The 19,646-nt window shown below is 38.6% G+C and carries 21 protein-coding genes; 12 read left to right on the top strand and 9 right to left on the bottom strand.

Annotation, left to right across the window (positions count from 1 at the left end; genetic code table 11):
• The first annotated feature begins 33 nt into the window (after positions 1–33).
• The 9 genes from FI644_RS10735 (at position 34) to FI644_RS10695 (ending at position 7,759) form a co-directional block, all read left to right on the top strand.
• A complete protein-coding gene (locus FI644_RS10735) occupies positions 34–465 on the top strand; it encodes a cytochrome c (RefSeq protein WP_053478467.1) in 432 nt (143 codons plus the stop codon).
• 61 nt (positions 466–526) lie between these two features.
• Complete coding sequence (gene nosZ, locus FI644_RS10730) at positions 527–2,398, top strand: Sec-dependent nitrous-oxide reductase (RefSeq protein WP_053478466.1); 1,872 nt, start codon at positions 527–529, stop codon at positions 2,396–2,398.
• Between the two features lie 128 nt (positions 2,399–2,526).
• Positions 2,527–3,090 carry a hypothetical protein gene (locus FI644_RS10725; protein WP_053478465.1) on the top strand — a complete coding sequence of 188 codons (564 nt, stop codon included), beginning with the start codon at positions 2,527–2,529 and terminating at the stop codon, positions 3,088–3,090.
• On the top strand, positions 3,087–4,406 hold the full coding sequence (nosD, locus tag FI644_RS10720) for a nitrous oxide reductase family maturation protein NosD (protein WP_075209262.1): 1,320 nt from the start codon (positions 3,087–3,089) through the stop codon (positions 4,404–4,406). Before FI644_RS10725 ends, nosD begins: the two co-directional genes overlap by 4 nt.
• A gap of 2 nt (positions 4,407–4,408) precedes the next feature.
• Positions 4,409–5,206 (top strand): ABC transporter permease, encoded by a 798-nt coding sequence (locus tag FI644_RS10715; RefSeq protein WP_053478463.1) that lies wholly within the window; start codon positions 4,409–4,411, stop codon positions 5,204–5,206.
• A complete protein-coding gene (locus tag FI644_RS10710; RefSeq protein WP_053478462.1) occupies positions 5,203–5,874 on the top strand; it encodes an ABC transporter ATP-binding protein in 672 nt (223 codons plus the stop codon). Before FI644_RS10715 ends, FI644_RS10710 begins: the two co-directional genes overlap by 4 nt.
• A complete protein-coding gene (locus FI644_RS10705; RefSeq protein ID WP_053478461.1) occupies positions 5,871–6,233 on the top strand; it encodes a FixH family protein in 363 nt (120 codons plus the stop codon). The genes FI644_RS10710 and FI644_RS10705 overlap by 4 nt, the downstream gene beginning before the upstream one ends.
• Positions 6,234–6,238: 5 nt before the next feature.
• On the top strand, positions 6,239–6,937 hold the full coding sequence (locus FI644_RS10700; RefSeq protein ID WP_053478460.1) for a hypothetical protein: 699 nt from the start codon (positions 6,239–6,241) through the stop codon (positions 6,935–6,937).
• A gap of 183 nt (positions 6,938–7,120) precedes the next feature.
• Positions 7,121–7,759 carry a MarC family protein gene (locus FI644_RS10695; RefSeq protein WP_053478459.1) on the top strand — a complete coding sequence of 213 codons (639 nt, stop codon included), beginning with the start codon at positions 7,121–7,123 and terminating at the stop codon, positions 7,757–7,759.
• Positions 7,760–7,810: 51 nt separating this feature from the next.
• Here the strand turns inward: FI644_RS10695 and FI644_RS10690 are convergent, their stop codons facing one another.
• The 4 genes from FI644_RS10690 to FI644_RS10675 all read right to left on the bottom strand — a co-directional run bounded on the left by FI644_RS10690 (position 7,811) and on the right by FI644_RS10675 (position 10,752).
• Positions 7,811–8,887 (bottom strand): PQQ-dependent sugar dehydrogenase, encoded by a 1,077-nt coding sequence (locus FI644_RS10690; protein ID WP_056686857.1) that lies wholly within the window; start codon positions 8,885–8,887, stop codon positions 7,811–7,813.
• Positions 8,884–9,753, bottom strand: coding sequence for a Cof-type HAD-IIB family hydrolase (locus tag FI644_RS10685; RefSeq protein WP_053478457.1), 870 nt, complete (start codon positions 9,751–9,753; stop codon positions 8,884–8,886). The genes FI644_RS10690 and FI644_RS10685 overlap by 4 nt, the downstream gene beginning before the upstream one ends.
• Before the next feature lie 38 nt (positions 9,754–9,791).
• Positions 9,792–10,448, bottom strand: coding sequence for a DNA alkylation repair protein (locus tag FI644_RS10680; RefSeq protein WP_172797677.1), 657 nt, complete (start codon positions 10,446–10,448; stop codon positions 9,792–9,794).
• A 112-nt stretch (positions 10,449–10,560) separates the two neighbouring features.
• Positions 10,561–10,752 carry a hypothetical protein gene (locus FI644_RS10675; protein ID WP_142108294.1) on the bottom strand — a complete coding sequence of 64 codons (192 nt, stop codon included), beginning with the start codon at positions 10,750–10,752 and terminating at the stop codon, positions 10,561–10,563.
• A gap of 131 nt (positions 10,753–10,883) precedes the next feature.
• Here FI644_RS10675 and FI644_RS10670 point away from each other — a divergent pair, with 131 nt between their 5' ends.
• Together FI644_RS10670 and FI644_RS10665 are read left to right on the top strand one after the other, a co-directional pair.
• A complete protein-coding gene (locus FI644_RS10670; RefSeq protein WP_056686863.1) occupies positions 10,884–11,657 on the top strand; it encodes a MerR family transcriptional regulator in 774 nt (257 codons plus the stop codon).
• Complete coding sequence (locus FI644_RS10665) at positions 11,638–13,398, top strand: ABC transporter ATP-binding protein (RefSeq protein ID WP_053478454.1); 1,761 nt, start codon at positions 11,638–11,640, stop codon at positions 13,396–13,398. Before FI644_RS10670 ends, FI644_RS10665 begins: the two co-directional genes overlap by 20 nt.
• 64 nt (positions 13,399–13,462) lie before the next feature.
• Here FI644_RS10665 and FI644_RS10660 read toward each other — a convergent pair whose 3' ends face one another.
• Genes FI644_RS10660 through FI644_RS10650 form a run of 3 tightly spaced genes read right to left on the bottom strand, consistent with a single transcriptional unit; the run spans position 13,463 to position 16,102 of the window.
• The gene (locus tag FI644_RS10660; protein WP_056686865.1) at positions 13,463–14,470 is read right to left on the bottom strand and encodes an ABC transporter ATP-binding protein; all 1,008 of its coding nucleotides are present in this window, start codon (positions 14,468–14,470) and stop codon (positions 13,463–13,465) included.
• Positions 14,471–14,488: 18 nt separating this feature from the next.
• Positions 14,489–15,295 (bottom strand): ABC transporter permease, encoded by an 807-nt coding sequence (locus FI644_RS10655; RefSeq protein WP_053478452.1) that lies wholly within the window; start codon positions 15,293–15,295, stop codon positions 14,489–14,491.
• 3 nt (positions 15,296–15,298) lie between these two features.
• Complete coding sequence (locus tag FI644_RS10650; protein ID WP_056686868.1) at positions 15,299–16,102, bottom strand: ABC transporter permease; 804 nt, start codon at positions 16,100–16,102, stop codon at positions 15,299–15,301.
• A 189-nt stretch (positions 16,103–16,291) separates the two neighbouring features.
• Between FI644_RS10650 and FI644_RS10645 the strand changes: the two genes are divergently transcribed.
• A complete protein-coding gene (locus FI644_RS10645; protein WP_056687328.1) occupies positions 16,292–17,647 on the top strand; it encodes a YjiH family protein in 1,356 nt (451 codons plus the stop codon).
• Positions 17,648–17,889: 242 nt separating this feature from the next.
• On the opposite strand, the gene FI644_RS10640 is transcribed toward FI644_RS10645, so the two are convergent.
• Together FI644_RS10640 and FI644_RS10635 are read right to left on the bottom strand one after the other, a co-directional pair.
• Positions 17,890–18,327 (bottom strand): hypothetical protein, encoded by a 438-nt coding sequence (locus FI644_RS10640; protein ID WP_053478450.1) that lies wholly within the window; start codon positions 18,325–18,327, stop codon positions 17,890–17,892.
• Positions 18,328–18,457: 130 nt separating this feature from the next.
• Positions 18,458–19,561, bottom strand: a complete 1,104-nt coding sequence (locus tag FI644_RS10635; protein WP_142108293.1) for a PRK06851 family protein — start codon at positions 19,559–19,561, stop codon at positions 18,458–18,460.
• Between the last annotated feature and the right edge of the window lie 85 nt (positions 19,562–19,646).

The following is a 19,646-nucleotide window of genomic DNA, read 5'->3' as shown; positions in this document are numbered from 1 at the left end:
AGGAAAAACATACAAAAAAAAGGGGGGAATCAATTGAAAAAACCTTTAATTATTTTTGTCACTAGCGCTCTAATTGGCTTAGGGCTAGGTTATTTAGTATTTGATGTTATAGCGCCTGGTCAATCACAGCCAGAAGTAGCTGTAAATGATAAGGAAGACTCAAAATCCTCAGAGGAAGCAACGGAAGAAACAGATAAAACAGTAGCCGTTTCTGATGATAACATTCTTCAGGCAAAAGGATGCTTGGGCTGTCATGCTGTAAGTGGATTAAATCTCGAGGGTGGAGCAACAGGTCCTGATTTAACACAAGCATTTAATAATGTTGAAGGCAAGCATGGCAAGCCACTTGCTGAGTTTTTAAAAGAACCCACTTCTGCAGTTATGTCTAGCGTAATTGGCGGAAATCCATTAACTGATGAAGAAATCAGTCAAGTTGTAGAAGCACTTAAAAAAGCAGCTGAATAATATCTATTACCTTAGATGACTCAAAAGACAAATATAATAATAAAAGGCGGTGCAATTATTAATGAAAAATTGGATTCCTGCTGCGACCGGCTTAGTTGCTGGCGTCCTTGCAGCAACAGTATTTTTTGCGGATTTTTCATCAGGACCTTCCGGATCAGCAACCAATGAGAACGCTAACAAAACGAATGCAGAAAAGGTTTACGTTCCATATGGTGAGCACGATGACTACTATATGCTTTCATCAGGGGGACACTCTGGTCAATTGTTTGTATATGGAGTACCGTCAATGAGGAAACTCCGGACTGTTCCAGTTTTTACTCCTGATCCAGCTACAGGTTATGGATTTGATGATGCCACAAAGAAAATGTTAGGTGGTTTTACTTGGGGTGACTTCCACCATCCAGCAATATCTGAAACAGATGCTGAATATGATGGAAAGTTTGTATTTGCCAATGACGTGGCCAATAACCGAATAGCTGCTGTCGATTTAAAAACATTTCATACAGCAGATATTATGAGCATGCCTAATATGGGTGGACCTCATGCAGGTACATTTGTAACACAAAATACAGAATATATTGTTATGCCTACTCGCTTTTCTAGACCTCTCGGAGGAGATTATGCATCTCTGGACCAATTTGAAGAAAAATATAAAGGAATTGTTTCAATGGTTAAATTTGACCAGGAAACAAAGAAGTTTGATTTAGGCTACCAAATCATGCTTCCACCTTGGTCTTACGATTTATCTGATGCCGGTAAAAAGGTTTCCGGCGACTGGATTGTCATGACTACGTATAATACTGAATTTGCAACAACTAACTTAGAAATTAATGCTTCACAAAATGACCGTGACTACATTGTATTGCTTAACTGGAAAGAACTTGAGAAAAAGGTTGCTGATGGCCAATTCGAGGAAATTAACGGTGCAAAAGTGATTGACCCAACAAAAGTTAAAGGATCAATTTATGCAATTCCAGTAGCTAAGTCTCCGCATGGAGTGGACTTTACACCTGATGGAACAAGATTCATCGCTTCTGGTAAACTTGCTCCACTAATGACTGTTTTCTCCTTTGAAAAAGCTATGGAAGCAGTTAAAAATGAGGATTTTACGGATGAGAAATTCGGTATTCCTGTTCTTCCATATGATAAGGTGATGGAACGTGAGGTTGATCCTCCAGGAGCTTTAGGTCCTCTTCATACCCAATATGACGACAAAGGAAATGCCTATAATACAATGTTTATTTCTTCAGAAGTTATTAAGTGGAAAATTGACACTGGGGAAGTAATCGATCGAATTCCTGTCCATTATTCACCAGGTCACTCCTCTGCCGCTGAAGGGGATACAGCTTCTCCAGATGGGAACTGGCTTGTATCATTAAATAAAATTGCAAAGGATGCTTTCTTATCAGTAGGGCCTTCACATCCAGAATCTATGGAATTAATCGATATTTCTAATGACAAAATGGAACTGGTCTATACCAATCCAGTGGATCCTGAACCACATTATGCACAAATTATTAAAGCAGACAAAATTAAAACAATACCAATTTATGAAAAGGATGAGAAGCGTCCTAATTCCGTATGGAGCCAGGAAGACACACGGATTGAAAGAAAAGGAAATGAAGTCCATGTTTACGGGATTGCCATGCGTTCAAAGTTCATATTTGATGCTAAATCTAAACGTCCAGATGAACTGACTGTGAAACAAGGTGATAAAGTCTTTATCCACTTGACAAACATTGACCTTGACCAAGATATAACCCATGGGTTCGGTATTATGGACTATAACCTGAATTACGAGGTTCAGCCAGGACAAACAAACACATTGGAATTTACAGCTGACAAAGCAGGTACATTCCCTATTTACTGTACAAACTTCTGTTCAGCGCTACACCAAGAAATGAGCGGATATTTACTAGTTGAACCTAAATAAAGCATTGTAATTATCAACTATAATTTATTCTTGGAGGGTATTGGTAAATAACGAACAATACCCTCCTACCTTTGACACCATTTTGAACCTTTGAAAAATGGAAGTTCAAAATATAGGAGATGAAAGGCATGTCTAAAAAATTATCAATTGGTTCTATGCTTAGTTTAATAATAGCTGCTGCCCTTTTAGTTACCTCCCTATTTTTCCCTTGGTGGGGTATGAAGTTCTTTGCACCGCAATATCCGGAAGGCCTCGATATTATTGTTTATCCGTACACATTAGCTGGAGATATCGATATTGTTAATGGTCTAAATCACTATATTGGCATGACGGAATTCAGCAATGAAAGTTTTCCTGAATTACCATATATGAAATATCTTGTTATTGGCCTAGCTATCATTATCTTAATGATAGGATTCCTTCGGAAGAAGAAACTACTATATGTTGGGATTGGTTTATTTACCATCGGAGGGATTCTTGGTATTTACGATATGAAGAGATGGCTCAAGAAATTTGGTACTGAGCTTGATCCGAAAGCACCTATTGAATTAGATCCTTTTGTCCCCCCAATTATCGGAGAAAACACCATTGCTAATTTTGTAACTAATAGTTACTTTACAACAGGTGCCTTTATACTTGGTGCTGCTTTTATTTGCACCCTTATTCCTTTATGGTTGGAGCGAAAGAAATGAGGCATTTTGTTTTATTATTTGTTGCAATAGGCATCTGGATATTTACCAATTCTCCCGTCTCTGCCAATGTTCCCTTACAACAATTAATAGATGAAACACCGAGAAATGGCGAGTTAATACTAGAAGGAAAAAAATACGATGGAAATATTAAAATTAATAAACCACTAACAATAACCGGTGAAGAAAACACAGTCATACGAGGAAATGGAAAAGGCAATGTAATAACAATAGATGCTTCAAACGTAACATTGAAAAATTTGACGATTGAGCACGGTAGTTTAAACAGAAGCTCAGATCAGGAGTTTTCTGGTATTCGTGCTAAAGGAGACCACCATCAATTCATTAATCTTGTTATTCACGATGTTTACCATGGCTTATTTCTAAATAAGGTGAGGCACGCTGAAGTAAAAAATGTTTCAGTGACTGGGCAAGGAACTGGAAAGCTTGGTAGTCAAGGGAATGGAATTCAACTTATTCGATCTTCCGATATTATGATACAAGATTCCTTTATTACTCAAACTAGAGACGGCATTTTTTTTGAATTTGCAGACCAAGTTGAAGTAAAAGATACCCTTGTTACTAGGACTCGTTATGGTCTCCACTATATGTACTCAAATGACAACAAGTTTATTAATAATCACTTTATTAAAAATACCGGTGGTGCAGCTATCATGCACTCACAAGGAATTATTTTAGAAGAAAATCAATTTTCTTTCAATCAAGGATCAAGGTCTTTTGGGCTAATCATCCAAACTAGTGAAGATAATATCATTAAAAATAATGAATTTTATTTAAACCAGCGAGGAATCTATTTAGAACAATCGAATCAAAATCAAATTATTGGAAATAAATTTTTCCATAATGATATTGGTATTGAACTATGGTCTTCCTCAACCAATCAGGTATTTACAGATAACCATTTCAAGCAAAATGTAGCCCATGTATTAAATGTTGGTGGAGAGGCTACAAATCATTGGTTCAAAAATGGTCGCGGAAATTATTGGGGAAATGAACAATCTGGTTTTGATTTAGATCAAAACGGTATTGGTGATTCACCCATTGAGTATAAATCCTCATTATATAAGTTAATTGATGAAAACGAGCTTGCTTATCTATTTCTGAAAAGCCCTTCCATTGGTATCTATGAAAAGATTAATGAGGTAATGAATACTCAGGATGTAATGGTCGAAGATCAATTTCCATTAATAGCAAAGCAAAAAGGCCGTTCACCTACTTGGGTGCCGATGCTATTATTTTCCATTCCAATTCTTTTGGTTGGTATTGGTCGATTTTACAATTCGAAAAGGAGCCGTTGACAATGAATTACATTTGGAAGGAGTGGCTTGAACAATCACGTGGAAAAGGTTTATGGCTAGGACTTGCAATGGTAATACTTACCTCCATCTTTTTATTAGTGGAGGCACGTTCATATCCAGATGCATTAGGATTTGACGCCTTTCTCCTTTCTCTTCACGGTATGAATGTTTATCTCATTCCGATTTTTGGCCTTTTTCTATCTGCCTTTTCTATTTTTCAAGAAAGAGAGTTAAAAACTTCGATGATTCTTTTAACAAAGAAAGAATCCTATCGGACCCTATTATTGAAAAAAAGTCTCGCCATTCATTGTGTTATTATTAGTGTCTTTGTTGTCTGGTATTTTGTTCTAGCTATTTTCATGAAATGGTTTCTTCAATTTCACCTAGCTAGCTTTCTATTTTTTTTAGGAACTGTGATTGTCCTTTTACTCATTTTTAATCAAATTGGACTGTTCCTCGGCAGTATTTGCAATACAAAAATGCAGCTGATTGGCGCCGTGATTTTCACTTGGTTTTTCTTTATCTTTCTTATTGATCTTGTATTTTTGCAATATGTCTCTTCTGTTTCATATGAAAATGTAAAACTTTTTTCTTGGTTATATTTTTTAGATCCAATCCATACCCTTCAACTCTTTTTAGAGACGTCACTAGGTCTATTCTCTTTAAATAACATGTCCAGATTAATGGAAAAAATGATTTGGATGCAACCATGGAAATTCCTTCTAATTGATATTGTCCTATGGATGGTCATTTTCTTCGAGATGTCTATACTGCTTAGAAGCAAGGGGGAAAAATCATGATTGAAATAACGGGGCTTTATCAATCCTATAAAGATAAGAATGTACTAAATAATATAAATTTAATCATAGAAAAAAATGAGCATTGCGCTTTAGTAGGTCGGAATGGAGCTGGTAAATCCACCTTGATCCATTCTATGCTTGGCCTGCTTCCCGTGAAAAAAGGATCCATTCAATTAGGGGGATATTCCCACAAAAAAGGAGAATGGAAAAAAATAGTTTCCTATTTACCTGAAAAGTTCCATCTTTATCCGCATCTGACAGGGGAAGAAAACATGCGCTTCTTTGCTTCCCTTAGTTCAAAGGAAATAGACGAGAAAAAGATGGAAGAAAAGCTGAGACTTGTGTCTTTATGGGACGATCGACATCACCAAATTAAAGGATATTCAAAAGGAATGCTGCAACGCCTTGGTCTTGGTGTCATGCTTTATTACGATACAGATATTTTAATCCTAGACGAGCCAACAAGTGGACTGGATCCAATTGGCCGCAAAGAGGTGCTAGATATTCTGAAATCATTATCAGGTAAGACCATCTTGATGTCTTCACATCATATGGATGAAATTAAACAAACTTGTACAAATGTTGCCTTTCTAAATGAAGGAACAATTATCAAATATACAGTTGACGACTTTATGAGTAACCATTTGCAGGAGGTTGGAAAAAAATGAGGAAGCTTTTTTCTATATTGACACTATTGCTTATCCTTCTCACAGGCTGTAGTTCTGGCTCTAATTATGAGTTCTCTATAGATACACCCCCAACGTATAATGGGGAGAAGGATTCACCTATTATATTTAAAGTTTCTGAGGATGGAAAGCCAATAGAAGGATTAGAAATCATTGCTAATCTTGAAATGGCAAAAATGGACCATGGCGAAATCCATTTGAACCTTCAAGATAAAGGGAATGGGCTATACGAATCAAGTGTAGAGTTGCCGATGGCGGGCGAATGGATTGCCAATATTGAAGCGGATAAAGATGGGGAATCCTTTGAAAAAGCAATTATATTTGATGTTGATGAGGAATGAGGAACATGTGTAAAAAAAGATTATTCACTACCTTGCTGATTTTAATTGTATGCAGCTTTCTTGCCGGCTGCCAGATAAATGCAGCCTCAAATCCGAGCGAAGAGAAAAAAAGTGATACCGGAAACGAAGATGTGAGTATGGAAAAGCTAACGAATGAAGACAAGGTTGTTACAATTAATGGAATGGTTTACACATATGCTGATCTTAAATTTTTCGAGTTAATGAGTAAAGTTGAGATTGAATTGAATCGACTTCAAGACCAGCAAAGCCTTACAGGTAAGGAATTGGAAGACAAGCTTAAATACTGGGATGAACAAATCAAATATCATGATAATTATAATGTCAATCTATCCAAAATGATTGAACAGAACTCCATGTATCTTCTTGCAGAGGAAAAGGGTTTAAAAGTAGATGAACAAGTTTTACAAAAAAAGATCGATGACTTTACTCAAAAAGTAGATCAAGCAGAATTAGCTAAGAAGCTAATAGAAGCTAGCTCATCAGACGAATATAATACTCAATTAAATACTTACTTTAAACAAAGAGTTTTAACAGAGGAAATATATAATATACTAAAAGAAGATGTTAAAAAGGAAAATCCAGATGCAGCAGAACAAGAAATATCCTATTTAACTGATAAGAAGTACGAAGAGCTCTACATGTCACAAATGGAATCATTAAATTTAACTATTGAAACACCTTAGCGATATCAGACACTGCATATGGCAATGTTGAGTTACTCGCACACAAGCAGTGGACATATAAAAAACGAGTGTAAGCCTTATCTAAAATGATAGGGCTTTTTGTTTTCTCTTACTCTTCGTGTTTAGCTTTTTTACAAATATTGATATACTAGCACATATGTTATTAAAATTTTGGAGGTTTTTATGCACGAGTATTTTGCTTTTGCCTTACTTGGGTTTACTTCATTCTTTACTCTTATAAATCCTCTCGGTGTTATGCCTATTTATCTCTCAATGACAGCTGATTTAGATAAAGAGATGAAGAAGCGAACAGCAAGAAAAGCAACGATTGTTTCCTTTATTATTCTTGTATTGTTCGCAATAACAGGGCAGCTAATTTTTAAATTTTTTGGAATTACAATCAACAGCCTAAAGGTTGTTGGCGGAGTCATATTCTTTCTCATGGGGCAGGACATGCTTCAAGCAAGACTTGTTCGGGCTAAAATCAGTGAAAAAGAAGTAAATAGCTATACAAATGATATTTCCATTACACCACTTGCCATCCCTATGATTTGCGGACCGGGGGCGATTACGAATGCCATCCTCATGATGGATACAGCTGAAAGCATTGTCTTTCAAGGTATCTTAATCATTGTTATTTCCATTGTTTGTTTTGCAACCTATCTGATTTTACTGAACTCAACGCGTATTTATAATCTTTTAGGCGAAACTGGAAACAATATTTTAATGCGATTGATGGGACTGATCGTTATGGTTATAGCTGTTGAATTTATTGTAAGTGGTCTCACTCCAATTATTCGAACGATCCTGAAAATAGAATAATATTCTATTGAATCAAAACAGAAAAGGCCTGGATGAGACCGGACCTTTTCTCTATAGATCAGCTAGCGGAATTTGATAGAGCTTATCATCCTTTTCCAGCGGAGTGCCGCGGCCATCTGTATTATTGCTGACAAAATATAGGAATCCATCCTTAATATATACATCTCGAATCCGCCCAAGACCTGTAATGGCTTCTCTCATCTTCTTCGATTTTAAATCAAACTCCAACACGGCACTGCCTCTTAGAGCAGCAGCATACAGCTTCCCTTCATAAAATGCCATGCCAGAAGGTGCCCATGTGGCGCTGTCCCCTGAGGTAAATAGTGGCGTCTCCAATCCTTCCTTGCTCTCTTTTCCTTTAATAAGCGGCCAGCCATAATTATGGCCCGGTTGAATAAGATTCACTTCATCATTTGCCGAGGGACCATGCTCACTTTCATATAACATACCGTCCTTTGTCCATGCCAGACCTTGCGGATTTCGATGTCCGTAGGTATACACATATGAATCCTGGATAGGATTGTCTGCTGGAATAGATCCATCAAGGTTCATTCTCAAGATTTTCCCGCCTAGGGAATGAATATCCTGCGCGATCTCTGGCTCGTTGGATGCATCGCCAGTTGTGGCATAAAGCTTGCCATCCGGTCCTATCTCAATTCTTCCTCCATGATGGAACTGACCACTTGGTATTTGGTCCAGTAGAAGCCTTGTTTCCTTCCAAGTTCCATTGTCCTGCTTTAGAAGGACGATTCGATTAAACTGTCCTGATCCGTCTGTATACGTATAGTATGCAAAAGCTTCTTTTGTTTTGGAAAAATCAGGTGACAATACAAAGCCTAAAAGCCCTGCTTCTGCAGCAGTTGCCAGCGGCTGCTCAAGAACCACCTTCTGACGTTCCGCTTTCTCTTCTTCTATTTTCACAATATGCCCTGGTCTTTCAGACAGATAGAAGATGCCCTCACTTTGATCAATTGACCAAGGAATTTGCAGCCCATCTGCAATCACTTTTGGCTCCTTATAGGGAAGACTTGCCTCTTGATCCACCTCTTGTCCTTTCTCTTCTATTTGTGAACAGCCTGCACCAACGATAGCAAATAAAATAATCAGGCTTGTTAATACACGCTTCAATCCTCTACTCCTTCTAGAGCATCCCATATCGCCTTAGCGACCCCGCTTTCCTCATTTGTAAGTGTAACTTTGTCACACTGTGCCTTAATCACCTCATCTGCATTTCCCATTGCAACGGATAAGCCAGCCAGATTAAACATGGAAAGATCATTGTAATTATCCCCAATAGCCATTGTGTCTTTCATGTCAATCCCATTTGCTTGTGCAAACTTTTCAAGTGCTATCCCTTTTTGGGCGTTTATGCTTGTCAGCTCTAAGTTTTCCTCTCCGGAAGAAGAGATTGCTAACCCTTCTACCTTTAATAGCTCCCTCTTTGCCTCAGATAAGATATCTTGTTCAAAAGAGAAGGCTAATAATTTATAGATTTGATGTTCATCATTATTGAAAAGCAGATCATAGCTCTCCACTTTATGTACAAGTCCTTTTGTTATTCTCTTCTCTGCGACTTTCATTACTTCATTGACATCCGCTTCCGGGTTTGCACTCATATAAATGTCAACCATTATGGAAACAGCCTTTTCCTCGTCCAATGTAAATGTACCTTTATTTGTATATACCTCAAAATAAAGTCTATACCTGTCAAGAATGGCCGTAATCTTTCTTGCTGTCGATTTCTCTAATGAATTGGTCGCAACAATTTCTTTATTTGCCGATCGTATTTCCGCTCCATTTACACAAATCATCGGACATATTAAGCCTTCCGCATCTAAGACAAAGCTAGCTTCTGTATACGATCTTCCTGTTGCAATGACCACCTCTACTCCTTTGGATTGGGCCCTGCGAATCGCTTCCAGGTTTTCAGGCGTTATCTGCTGAGCAGCTGTTAAAAGCGTTCCGTCCATGTCAATCGCAATGCATTTAATCATGTTTTCACCTTTTTCTTTTTAATGTATTAACTTAAAGATTAAATATATTTGCTTCCTTCCCTGACACTTAAATTAGGCAAGGCTGTTGATTCAATAAAGATTCTTACTGAAGCGGGATTTGTTTTTGAGTATTCCCGCAGTGCCCAGCCAATCGCTTTTTGGATAAAGAACTCCTTGCTCTCTTTATTTTGGACAATATAGCGGTATAAAAGCTCTTCATCTGTACGAGCTTTATATTTGAGCTGAAAGAGAATAGCTGAACGGCGCAGCCATAAATGATCACCATAAGCCCAATTTTCTATCCTCTCTTCAATGACCTCCGGATGCTCGGAAGCAATCGATCCAACGGGTTTAGGGGCAAGGACATCCACCGTATCCCACCATGATTTAGAGGTAATCAGCTGCTCTAAAAAAGGAAGATGTCGTTTCTCCAGCTTTTTCATTGACCTCTCGATATAATCCAATGCAGCATACTGATATTCCCTTTCATCCTTTTTCCATAAAGCAAGAACAAAGTCCGCCTGAAAATCGTTCTTTAAGATTCCACTTTCTTCAAAAAATTGTTTCACTAAGCTTCTTCTTTCTGTTGTTTTAATACCGAGAAACGGAAAATGATTTTTCATGTAATTTTGCATGGGGATCGCTTTTTCCTGATCTCTGTTTTGCTCAAATAAATCGACTAATACGTGTAGCATCAACTACTTACCCCTTTTTCATCATATTCCTTCATTGTACCTAGAAACGATATAAAACATTCATTATTAATAAGAAAAGGCATCACCGCTTTTAGCAGTCACGCCCGATAAATTAAAACGGCCCATTACTATGGTCATTTTTTATATTATGCATATGGGATTCGATATAGGCTCTCTCAGATTCTGAAACATGCTTCGCATTTTCTTCAGGATCAAAATTTCTTATTCCGTTCTTTTTATTCCACCAGTCTACAAGAAACCCGATGCCAAGCAAAGAAACACAAAGAATGACTAAAAACCACATAATCATCACTCCCTCTTCTTTATTATAACACTTTTCTGAAAATATTGATGAATGAAATGTAAATTTCTTCTTGCTTCTCCCGTTACGTTAGGTTTTATGATAATAGTAGAAAGAAGATTGGAGGCATAATCATGGCTGAAAAATATTCCATTGGTGAGTTTGCAAAAAAAACAGGAACGACCATCCGAGCCCTTCGTTATTATGATGAGATTCATTTGCTTAAACCTACCTTAGTCTCTCCTTCTGGGAGGAGATATTATTCGAATAATGACATCATTCAACTGCAAAAAATTGTTGCACTGAAATTTTTGGGCTATTCCTTAGAAAAAATTAGTGAGTTCCTCCATTTAAAGGATTGGGATTTAAAGGACTCGCTTGCTTTTCAAAAACAGGAAATGGTGCAAAGAAAAGAGCATATTGAACGCGTCATCCGCGCCTTGGACCATGCTCTTCATATTATGGAGGATCAAGGAACGGTTAACTCCTCCATCTTTATATCGTTAATTAATAATATCCAAATGGAGGATGAGCATAAAGAATGGCTAAAAGGGCTTATCCCCGAGAGTAAAGTAGAAGTTTTATATAACATATCGGAGGAAAAACAACAGGAGTTAAATGCAAGAACTGCTTTTCTTTTCACTAAAATGAAGGAAGCAGTTGGGCAAAATCCTGAAAGTGACAAAGTACAAGGATTAATTCAGGACTATATGGACATTGCGGAAGATGTATTAGGAGGATCATTAGAGCTGATTCAAGATTTGATTAATAGACAGGTTGAAATTGAAGATGATCCTAAATTATTCCCCTCTCCATTTACACCGGAAGAAGAAGAATGGGTTGGGAAAGCAATGGAGGTTTATTTAAAAAGGAAAGGTGTGATATTTGATGGAAACGAAACCAGCTAATAAAGAGATAACCTCCACGAATTGGAAGGCATTTTGGCAATTATTAAAGGAAGCAAACCCGCCAAAGTGGATCTTTATTCTCGCCATATTTTTAAGCTTAATCGAGACCGGAGCAGGTTTAATTGTTCCGCTTTTTACAAAGGCACTTGTTGATCAGCTGGCAGCATCGGCTCTTGAGGCCTCGTTAATTATCCTGCTGGCAGCAGCTTTTATTATCCAAACCGTTTCTTCCGGGTTTTCCTTCTACTTTATGACTTATATCGGGGAAGCAATTGTTGCATCCATAAGAAAACGGCTATGGGAGCAAGTCTTATCTCTTCCTATTCCGTTTTTCGACCAGCATCAATCAGGTGAAACGATGAGCAGAGTGACACAGGACACCAATATTGTCAAAAATCTTATCACGCAGCATTTAATCACTTTTTTAACTGGGCTCATATCCATTATCGGTTCCATCATCATCCTCCTATTAATTGATTGGAAAATGACGCTTATTATGATTATCTCCGTGCCCATTTCAATCGTTATCATCATGCCGCTCGGACAAAAAATGTATAAAATTTCAAAGTCTACTCAAGATGAAATGGCCGATTTCTCAGGAAACCTTGGGCGTGTTTTGGCGGATATTCGCCTTGTGAAGGCCTACCATGCAGAGAATACAGAAAAACGAAAAGGGAATTTAGGCATCCAGCATCTTTTCCAGTTCGGTTTAAGAGAGGCTAAAATTCAAGCAGTCATTTCACCTTTTATGACGTTTATCATGATGCTCGTGCTCGTCATTTTAATCGGTTATGGAGGCGTTCAAGTAGCATCAGGTGCCCTCTCAGCAGGCTCCCTTGTGGCAATTATTATCTACATGTTTCAAATTGTTGTTCCCTTCACACAGATGGCCTCCTTTTTTACCGCTTTTCAAAAGGCTGTTGGGGCAACGGAACGAATTCAAGAGATTCTTGGCATTGAGAAAGAGACATCACTGCAAACTCGCGCTGTTGAAAATTCAGCAATGGACCTTACTTTTCATAATCTTTCATTCGCCTATAAGGAAAATCCAATTATTAAAAATATGAACTTAACCGTTCCATCTGGAAAAACAACTGCTTTTGTCGGACCGAGCGGGAGCGGCAAAACTACTTTATTTGCACTGCTTGAGCGATTTTACAAGCCTGAATCAGGTGAAATCCTCCTTGGCGAAACGAATATTACAGCCTTTAATCTCTACTCTTGGAGAAGCCAGATTGGCTATGTTTCACAGGAAAGTCCCCTTATGTCAGGAACAATAAGAGAAAACATCTGTTATGGAATCGAACATCAAGTATCGGATAAAGAAATCCAGCAAGCAGCTGAGCTTGCCAACGCTGCAGAATTTATCGAGCGGCTGCCGAAAGGGTTTGAAACAGAAGTTGGGGAGAGAGGAATGAAGCTTTCTGGTGGTCAGCGGCAAAGAATTGCTATCGCTAGGGCATTAATTCGCAACCCCAAAATCCTCCTTCTAGATGAGGCCACCTCTAATCTTGACAGCGCCTCAGAGCATCTCGTCCAACAGGCATTACAGCAATTAATGGCTGGAAGGACTACGCTTGTCATCGCCCATCGTTTATCGACGATTGTTGAAGCAGACCAAATCGCAGTAATCGAGGACGGACGTATTACAGGTACTGGATCACATCATGAATTGCTTGAATCACATGAATTGTATAGGAAGCTGGCAGAGCAGCAGCTTGGTGAACAAGTTATGCATTAATAATTTTTCTTACACATGAGGGTGACAGTCAATTTAGATCTTTTGCTGTCATCCTCTACCTTTATTATACTTTCGCACTTACCTGAAGATCCTTATACCCCTCCTGATAGATTCGGCTAATAATGGATTCAATCGCAGGCTCTTCCACGGTTAAATCTTTCACACTATGAGTCTTTGTAATTTGGGCGATTAATTCGGAAGCTGATACTTCATCACGATTAAATTTAATCCAATAGCGGTTTCCTTCCTCTTTACATACCTCTCCACCCAATAGCTGTAAACTATGCAGAGACTCTTCTAAATCAACAATAAGTGTGCGGATTTTCCCGAACCTTTCCTTTATCATGGCTATTTCTCCATCGTACACCTTCATGCCATGATCAATCAGGATCATCCGCTCACATAACTTTTCAATATCCTCCATATCATGTGTCGTCAGGATAACAGTAATTTTTCGTTCATGATTAATTTCTTTAATGAATGTCCGCATTTTCTCTTTTGCAACCACATCAAGGCCAATCGTCGGTTCATCAAGAAATAGAATAGGCGGATCATGCAGTAATGAAGCTGCGATATCAGCCCGCATCCTTTGTCCAAGGGATAATTGCCTTACAGGTGTGTTCAGAAACTCATCCAGACCAAGAATTTCTGTAAACGTGTCCATATTCTTCTTATAGCACTGATTGGACACTTGATAGATTTCTTTCAATAGTTCAAAGGATTCAATCGTTGGCAAATCCCACCATAGCTGTGATCGCTGCCCGAAAACAACGCCAATACTTTTCGCATTCTCCTGCCTATTTTCATATGGCACAAGCCCATTAACTAGAACATTCCCGGAGCTAGGGACGAGAATTCCGGTTAGCATTTTTATGGTTGTGGACTTTCCGGCCCCATTTGGACCGATATAGCCTACAATCTCTCCTTCATTAATGGAGAAACTAATATCTTTAACAGCCTCTTTCCTCATATATTCCCGCTTAATTAAGCTTTTTAAAGCTCCCATCATTCCTGTTTCCCTTTTTGCAATCATGAAATCCTTTCTTACATTCTCTACTTCAATAATCGGCATCCTTACTTCCTCCTAATCTTATGAGCCTGTACTCTTATACCGGCTTAATCCGAGCATCCAAACGCAATAGGCAATCATAAAGAATACAAGACCTACTAGTGGGGAAAAATAGCCGATACTCACAGGAAAAAATGGCGTTCCTTTTTCTAAAATAACTGCCGCAGGAAAATAGTTTACAAATCCAAATGGAACTACAAACGCTGCTATCCATTGCACAATTTTCGGATATATAACTAGCGGATAATTTGTTAAATTTCTTGCCGGATACATCACAACCCAGTAGAACTGCTGAGATTTCGTTGTCCAAAAGGCTATCGCCGAAATCAATACGAGCATGCCACCCTGGATGAGAATGCCTCCAATAATGGAAGCGAGTAAAAACAGCACTTTTCCGCTGGACCACTCAATATGTAATTCAAGACTCACCCAAATAAAGATAATTAGACTAAAAATAAACTGCCCGAATGAGGCCATATCAAACTTCATCGCCATGAAATGGAAAAAGGGATTAATCGGTCTGACCAAAAAGCGGTCGAATGTTCCGTTTAGAATATATGTATCCAGACTGCGAAAATGTAAAAAGAGGATGACACAAAAGCCCCAAGAGAGGATGGCAATCGCGTAAAGAAAAAGCATTTCAAAAAAGGTCCATGAACCAAGCACCTGAAACTGATAGAGCATCACCCACATCGTGACTGCCGTACCCGTATAAGCAGTAATTAAACCGATAATCCTCATGATAAATGCAAACCGGTACTGCATTTGTGCACGAATTCCTGCTGAAATTAACTTAAAGTAGAGATTCACATATTTAATTGCAGCCATTTGTTAACCTCCCTGTACAACAACTTTATGTGAGGCTCTATTCCAAACAAGTCTTAATAGAAAATAGCAAATAATTAACCAGAAAATCTGCAAGCCAATAGAAAGCAAGATTTCCCCTCCGGCAATTTCCCCGATAAAAATAGCATTGGGTATGTAATAGATTCCTTGGAAAGGCAGATAGGCAGCTATTTTTGCCAGCCACTCTGGGAAAAACCATAGCGGAATAACAGAGCCTGAGAGCAGGGACATTGCAAAGTAAAAAATATCCTCAATTCCACCTGTCTCCACTAAAAAGAAAGAGAGCAGACCGAAGGACATTTCAATGCAGTACCTAATTAAAAAACCGATGAATGCTGCAGCAATAAAACTTACCCAAGTGATTATATCCGTTGGCAGCGTAAAATCCATAAAAATAAATAAAATTGCATATATAGGCAAGAGAGCTGTAACAATATAGAAAGTGACACTGCCAAAATCAGCGAATAGGTACCTTAACGGAACATTAAAGGGCCTCATTAGTTCTAAAGCAATGTCACCTGTTCTTACCTTCTCCTGAATTTCCCATAAAGGTGTACCGGCTCCATTCACTCCAGTCAAAAATTGGCTGACAACAATATAAGTCAGCATAGCTTGAAAGCTGATGCCGCCTGCTTCTTCCCTTCCTGCATAAAGGGCAGTCCAAATCGAACCCCACATGAGAAGGAAAATAAGATTAGAGCCTAACCTTGACCAAACATCAAACCGGTACACGGCTGAACGAAGAAAGGCTTTTTTCGTAAAGATCCAGTAAACGTGAAATTTGGGCACCTTCCCACCTCTTTTTGTCTGACTTTTAAATATTTTAACATAATTCAATTTAATTAGGTGTGAATGACATTTTCTGCAAATAAAAGAAGGGAAACAGTGGAAGCTAAATAAAAAAGGTTGGCATTTCTATGAATATGAATTAAAATGAATTTTGTCTTATAAATATAACTAACAAAGGTGATTGTTTTGATTGACACAACTAGAAAGAAAGTCACTCCTTTAGATGTATTAAAATTTCTTATTCCTTCCCTTATCGGGATTAGCCTATTTATCGTTCCGTTAAAATATAATGATGAGATTACCATCCCTATTGCTATTCTTTCAGGGTGGATTCAAGATGTACTTGCTGCCTATCTGCCAGCAATTATGACTGTCATCATTATTTTAACGCTGTTAGGTACAGTTGTCGCAAAACTCTTCAAACCGGCATTTATCATTAATCGTCCTTTTTTCAATAGTTTATTTAATGTGCCGACTGTCTGGTTTGGAGCAAGAATACTCGGGACTCTATTTGTGATTGCCGCATTTTTTAAAATTGGCCCTGAGTTTATTTGGTCAGAAAACACGGGCGGTTTGCTGCTAAATGATTTGCTTCCTGTCCTTTTCTCTGTATTTTTATTTGCCGGCTTGTTTCTTCCTTTATTGTTAGACTACGGTCTTCTAGAATTTTTCGGTTCCATGCTAACAAAGGTCATGCGCCCAATTTTTAAGCTTCCAGGAAGATCATCTATCGATTGTATTGCTTCATGGCTTGGCGATGGTACAATTGGTGTCTTGCTTACGAGCAAACAGTACGAAGAGGGGTATTATACGAAGAGGGAAGCGGCGATTATTGGTACGACGTTCTCCGTCGTCTCCATTACATTTGCCCTAGTGGTTATTTCTCAGGTTAATTTAGGTCATTTATTTGGTCCGTTTTATTTGACTGTAACTTTAGCAGGATTAGTGGCAGCAATTATTTGTCCAAGAATTCCGCCACTTTCAAGAAAGCCAGATACGTACATCGGAGATAAAAAAACGGAATTGGATGAATCCGTTCCAAAAGGGTACACAGCATTTAGCTGGGGCGTTGTCCAAGCTGTTGATAAAGCAAAAGAGAATCAAAACATTAAAAGATTCTTCGAGCAAGGATCTAAAAATATTCTTGATATGTGGATGGGTGTAGCCCCCATTGTTATGGCACTCGGTACAATCGCACTAATTCTTGCAGAGTATACACCGATATTTAAATTTCTTGGCATCCCGTTTATTCCGCTGCTTGAAATTATGCAGGTTCCAGAAGCAAAGGCTGCGTCTGAGACATTAATTGTCGGGTTTGCCGATATGTTTCTTCCATCGGTCATTGGTGCATCCATCGAGAGTGAAATGACCCGCTTTATTATTGCTGCTGTATCTGTTACACAGCTTATTTATATGTCAGAGGTTGGCGGACTTTTACTAGGTTCGAAAATCCCGGTTTCATTGAAAGATCTGTTTATCATCTTTTTAGAAAGAACGATCATTACATTGCCGGTCATTGTATTGGCTGCCCATATTATCTTTTAATAAGAAAAGCGCAAGCGCCTTGATCATCGCCGTACAAATTGGAAGGGCTTCGACTGAGATAAAGGAAACACGGTGAGTGAGCGAACCGATGTTGACTTATCGTAGGGAGGAGACCTGAAGTTTGATAGGCGATAGGCGCTGGAGCTAGACAATTTCCTTTCTCCAAAGTTATCCACAACATTCGATTTTATAATTTCCTAGACTATGACAAAAAGACGGACCTTAGAAGTCCGTCTTTTTGTTTAAAAGCATTGAAAGGAACGGATTCTGTTGAGATCTGTTCCATAAAATACCCAGCGGAAACCTCTCCAGCGCCAGCCAGCTACTGAGGTTCTTCCTACAAATGTTGGGAAAAACCAAAAACTCCGTCCGTTTTCAAGCCAGATGTAAGTAAAACGGCGTAAACAACCTCTAATAGCTCCTGGGTCTACTGCAAATGTACCAAAGGATGATTGCTGCTGCATTTGTGGTGTAAAGGATGGCGGGGGCGAAGAGGGTGGTCCATCCTGCTGGCCTCCTCCTTGCTGTTGACCCGGTTGGCCCTGCCCTGGCGGGAATCCTGGCGGAAATCCAGGTGGGAAGCCTGGCATTCCCCCTCCTCCACCAGGGAAAATTCTTTCATCCATTATTGGACCTTCAACATTATAAGGAAATGAATAAGGGTAGTTTCGATAATCCATTGATTTTATTCTCCTCTCTTCATGCATTCCATTTAATGTATGCCAGTAGCCTATTTGTGTGTTTGACTGTTTCTATTTAATTTCAATATATATTTAGTGTCCATCCTAACGATATTAAATCATCCATTTGTCAAAGATTGGTGCTTGGCACCATATTGGAGATTTCTTTTCGGATATTGTTTTTCAGGAGATCAACGACTGAAAAATCCATTGCTTCTATATAAATTGCTTCTAATTTATCACGGTGTTCCTTTGCCTGTGCCAGATAAGAGATCGCTTCTTTCATTCTTGCCTTATACTGCTTGCTTATCTCATTAATTTGTTCTGCAAAAATTTCATCCGTTCCCGGAGTGACAAATTCCTCATACGTATCGATGATTTCATCCCCAGCCAGACTTGGAAAATATTCATGTGGGCTTGTGCTATCAAATATCGCTATACCAAGCTCACGTATAATTAACATATCTAAGCTATGAGGATCGAAGCCACAATGATAAATTTCAATATCCAGTCCCCTATTTACAGCCTCAGAAGCTAGTTTTTTCAGCATGGTTGATTTTCCTGTTCCCGCTCGGCCTTTAATAAAATATCGCTTTGGCAAATCCTCTGTTAAATTGGGGACAAAGTCCACCGCACCCTTTGGTGTTGCTGCTCCTAAGAATCGATGCCTCACATCGGATTGCTTATTTAAATAGATATTTCCATAAAAATCAGCAATCAACTTGTTTGTAAGCTGATCCGCCTTACTAAAATCCATATGATCAAAATAAATATTTTCCCAAATATCATGTATCTTTAATGCTTCTTCAAATGTACTATATGCAGCTTCAAATGATTTACTAGCCTCATTGTTAATTTTAAGAATACTTTCCTTCTGATTAGCAAGTGCCTTTGAATCCCATGCCTCTCCAAGATTCACATATTCCTCAATCGCACCAGGCGCTTTAGGCTCTATGACATGTGGGGCTGTTCCATCGACGATGCCTACTCTTAGTTCTGGAATCAAAACTCCATCAATGGAGTCATTATCTGAAGAACAATGAAGATATTCTATATCATAGTCCTTATCCGCCCATTCCGTTCCAATTGCTTTCATTAAAGAGGACTTTCCTGTTCCAGGACCGCCTTTTAATATAAAGATGCGATTAAGTCCTTGCAGATTTGATTCATACAAGCTATAAAAACCACGGGCTGTATTTCCGCCGGCAAAGTAATTTTTTATCTTTCCAGCCACTTTTACACGTCCTTTCCCGTATTTAGCTGATTTGCTTTCACCTTTACGATATGCAAAATGGGGTTCATGGGTGAATGCCCAATTA

The organism is Cytobacillus solani (assembly GCF_006704205.1).
Classification (GTDB): domain Bacteria; phylum Bacillota; class Bacilli; order Bacillales; family Cytobacillaceae; genus Cytobacillus; species Cytobacillus solani.
The sequence above is the reverse complement of the archived record's forward strand: the minus strand, read 5'-3'. Positions and strand labels throughout refer to the sequence as shown.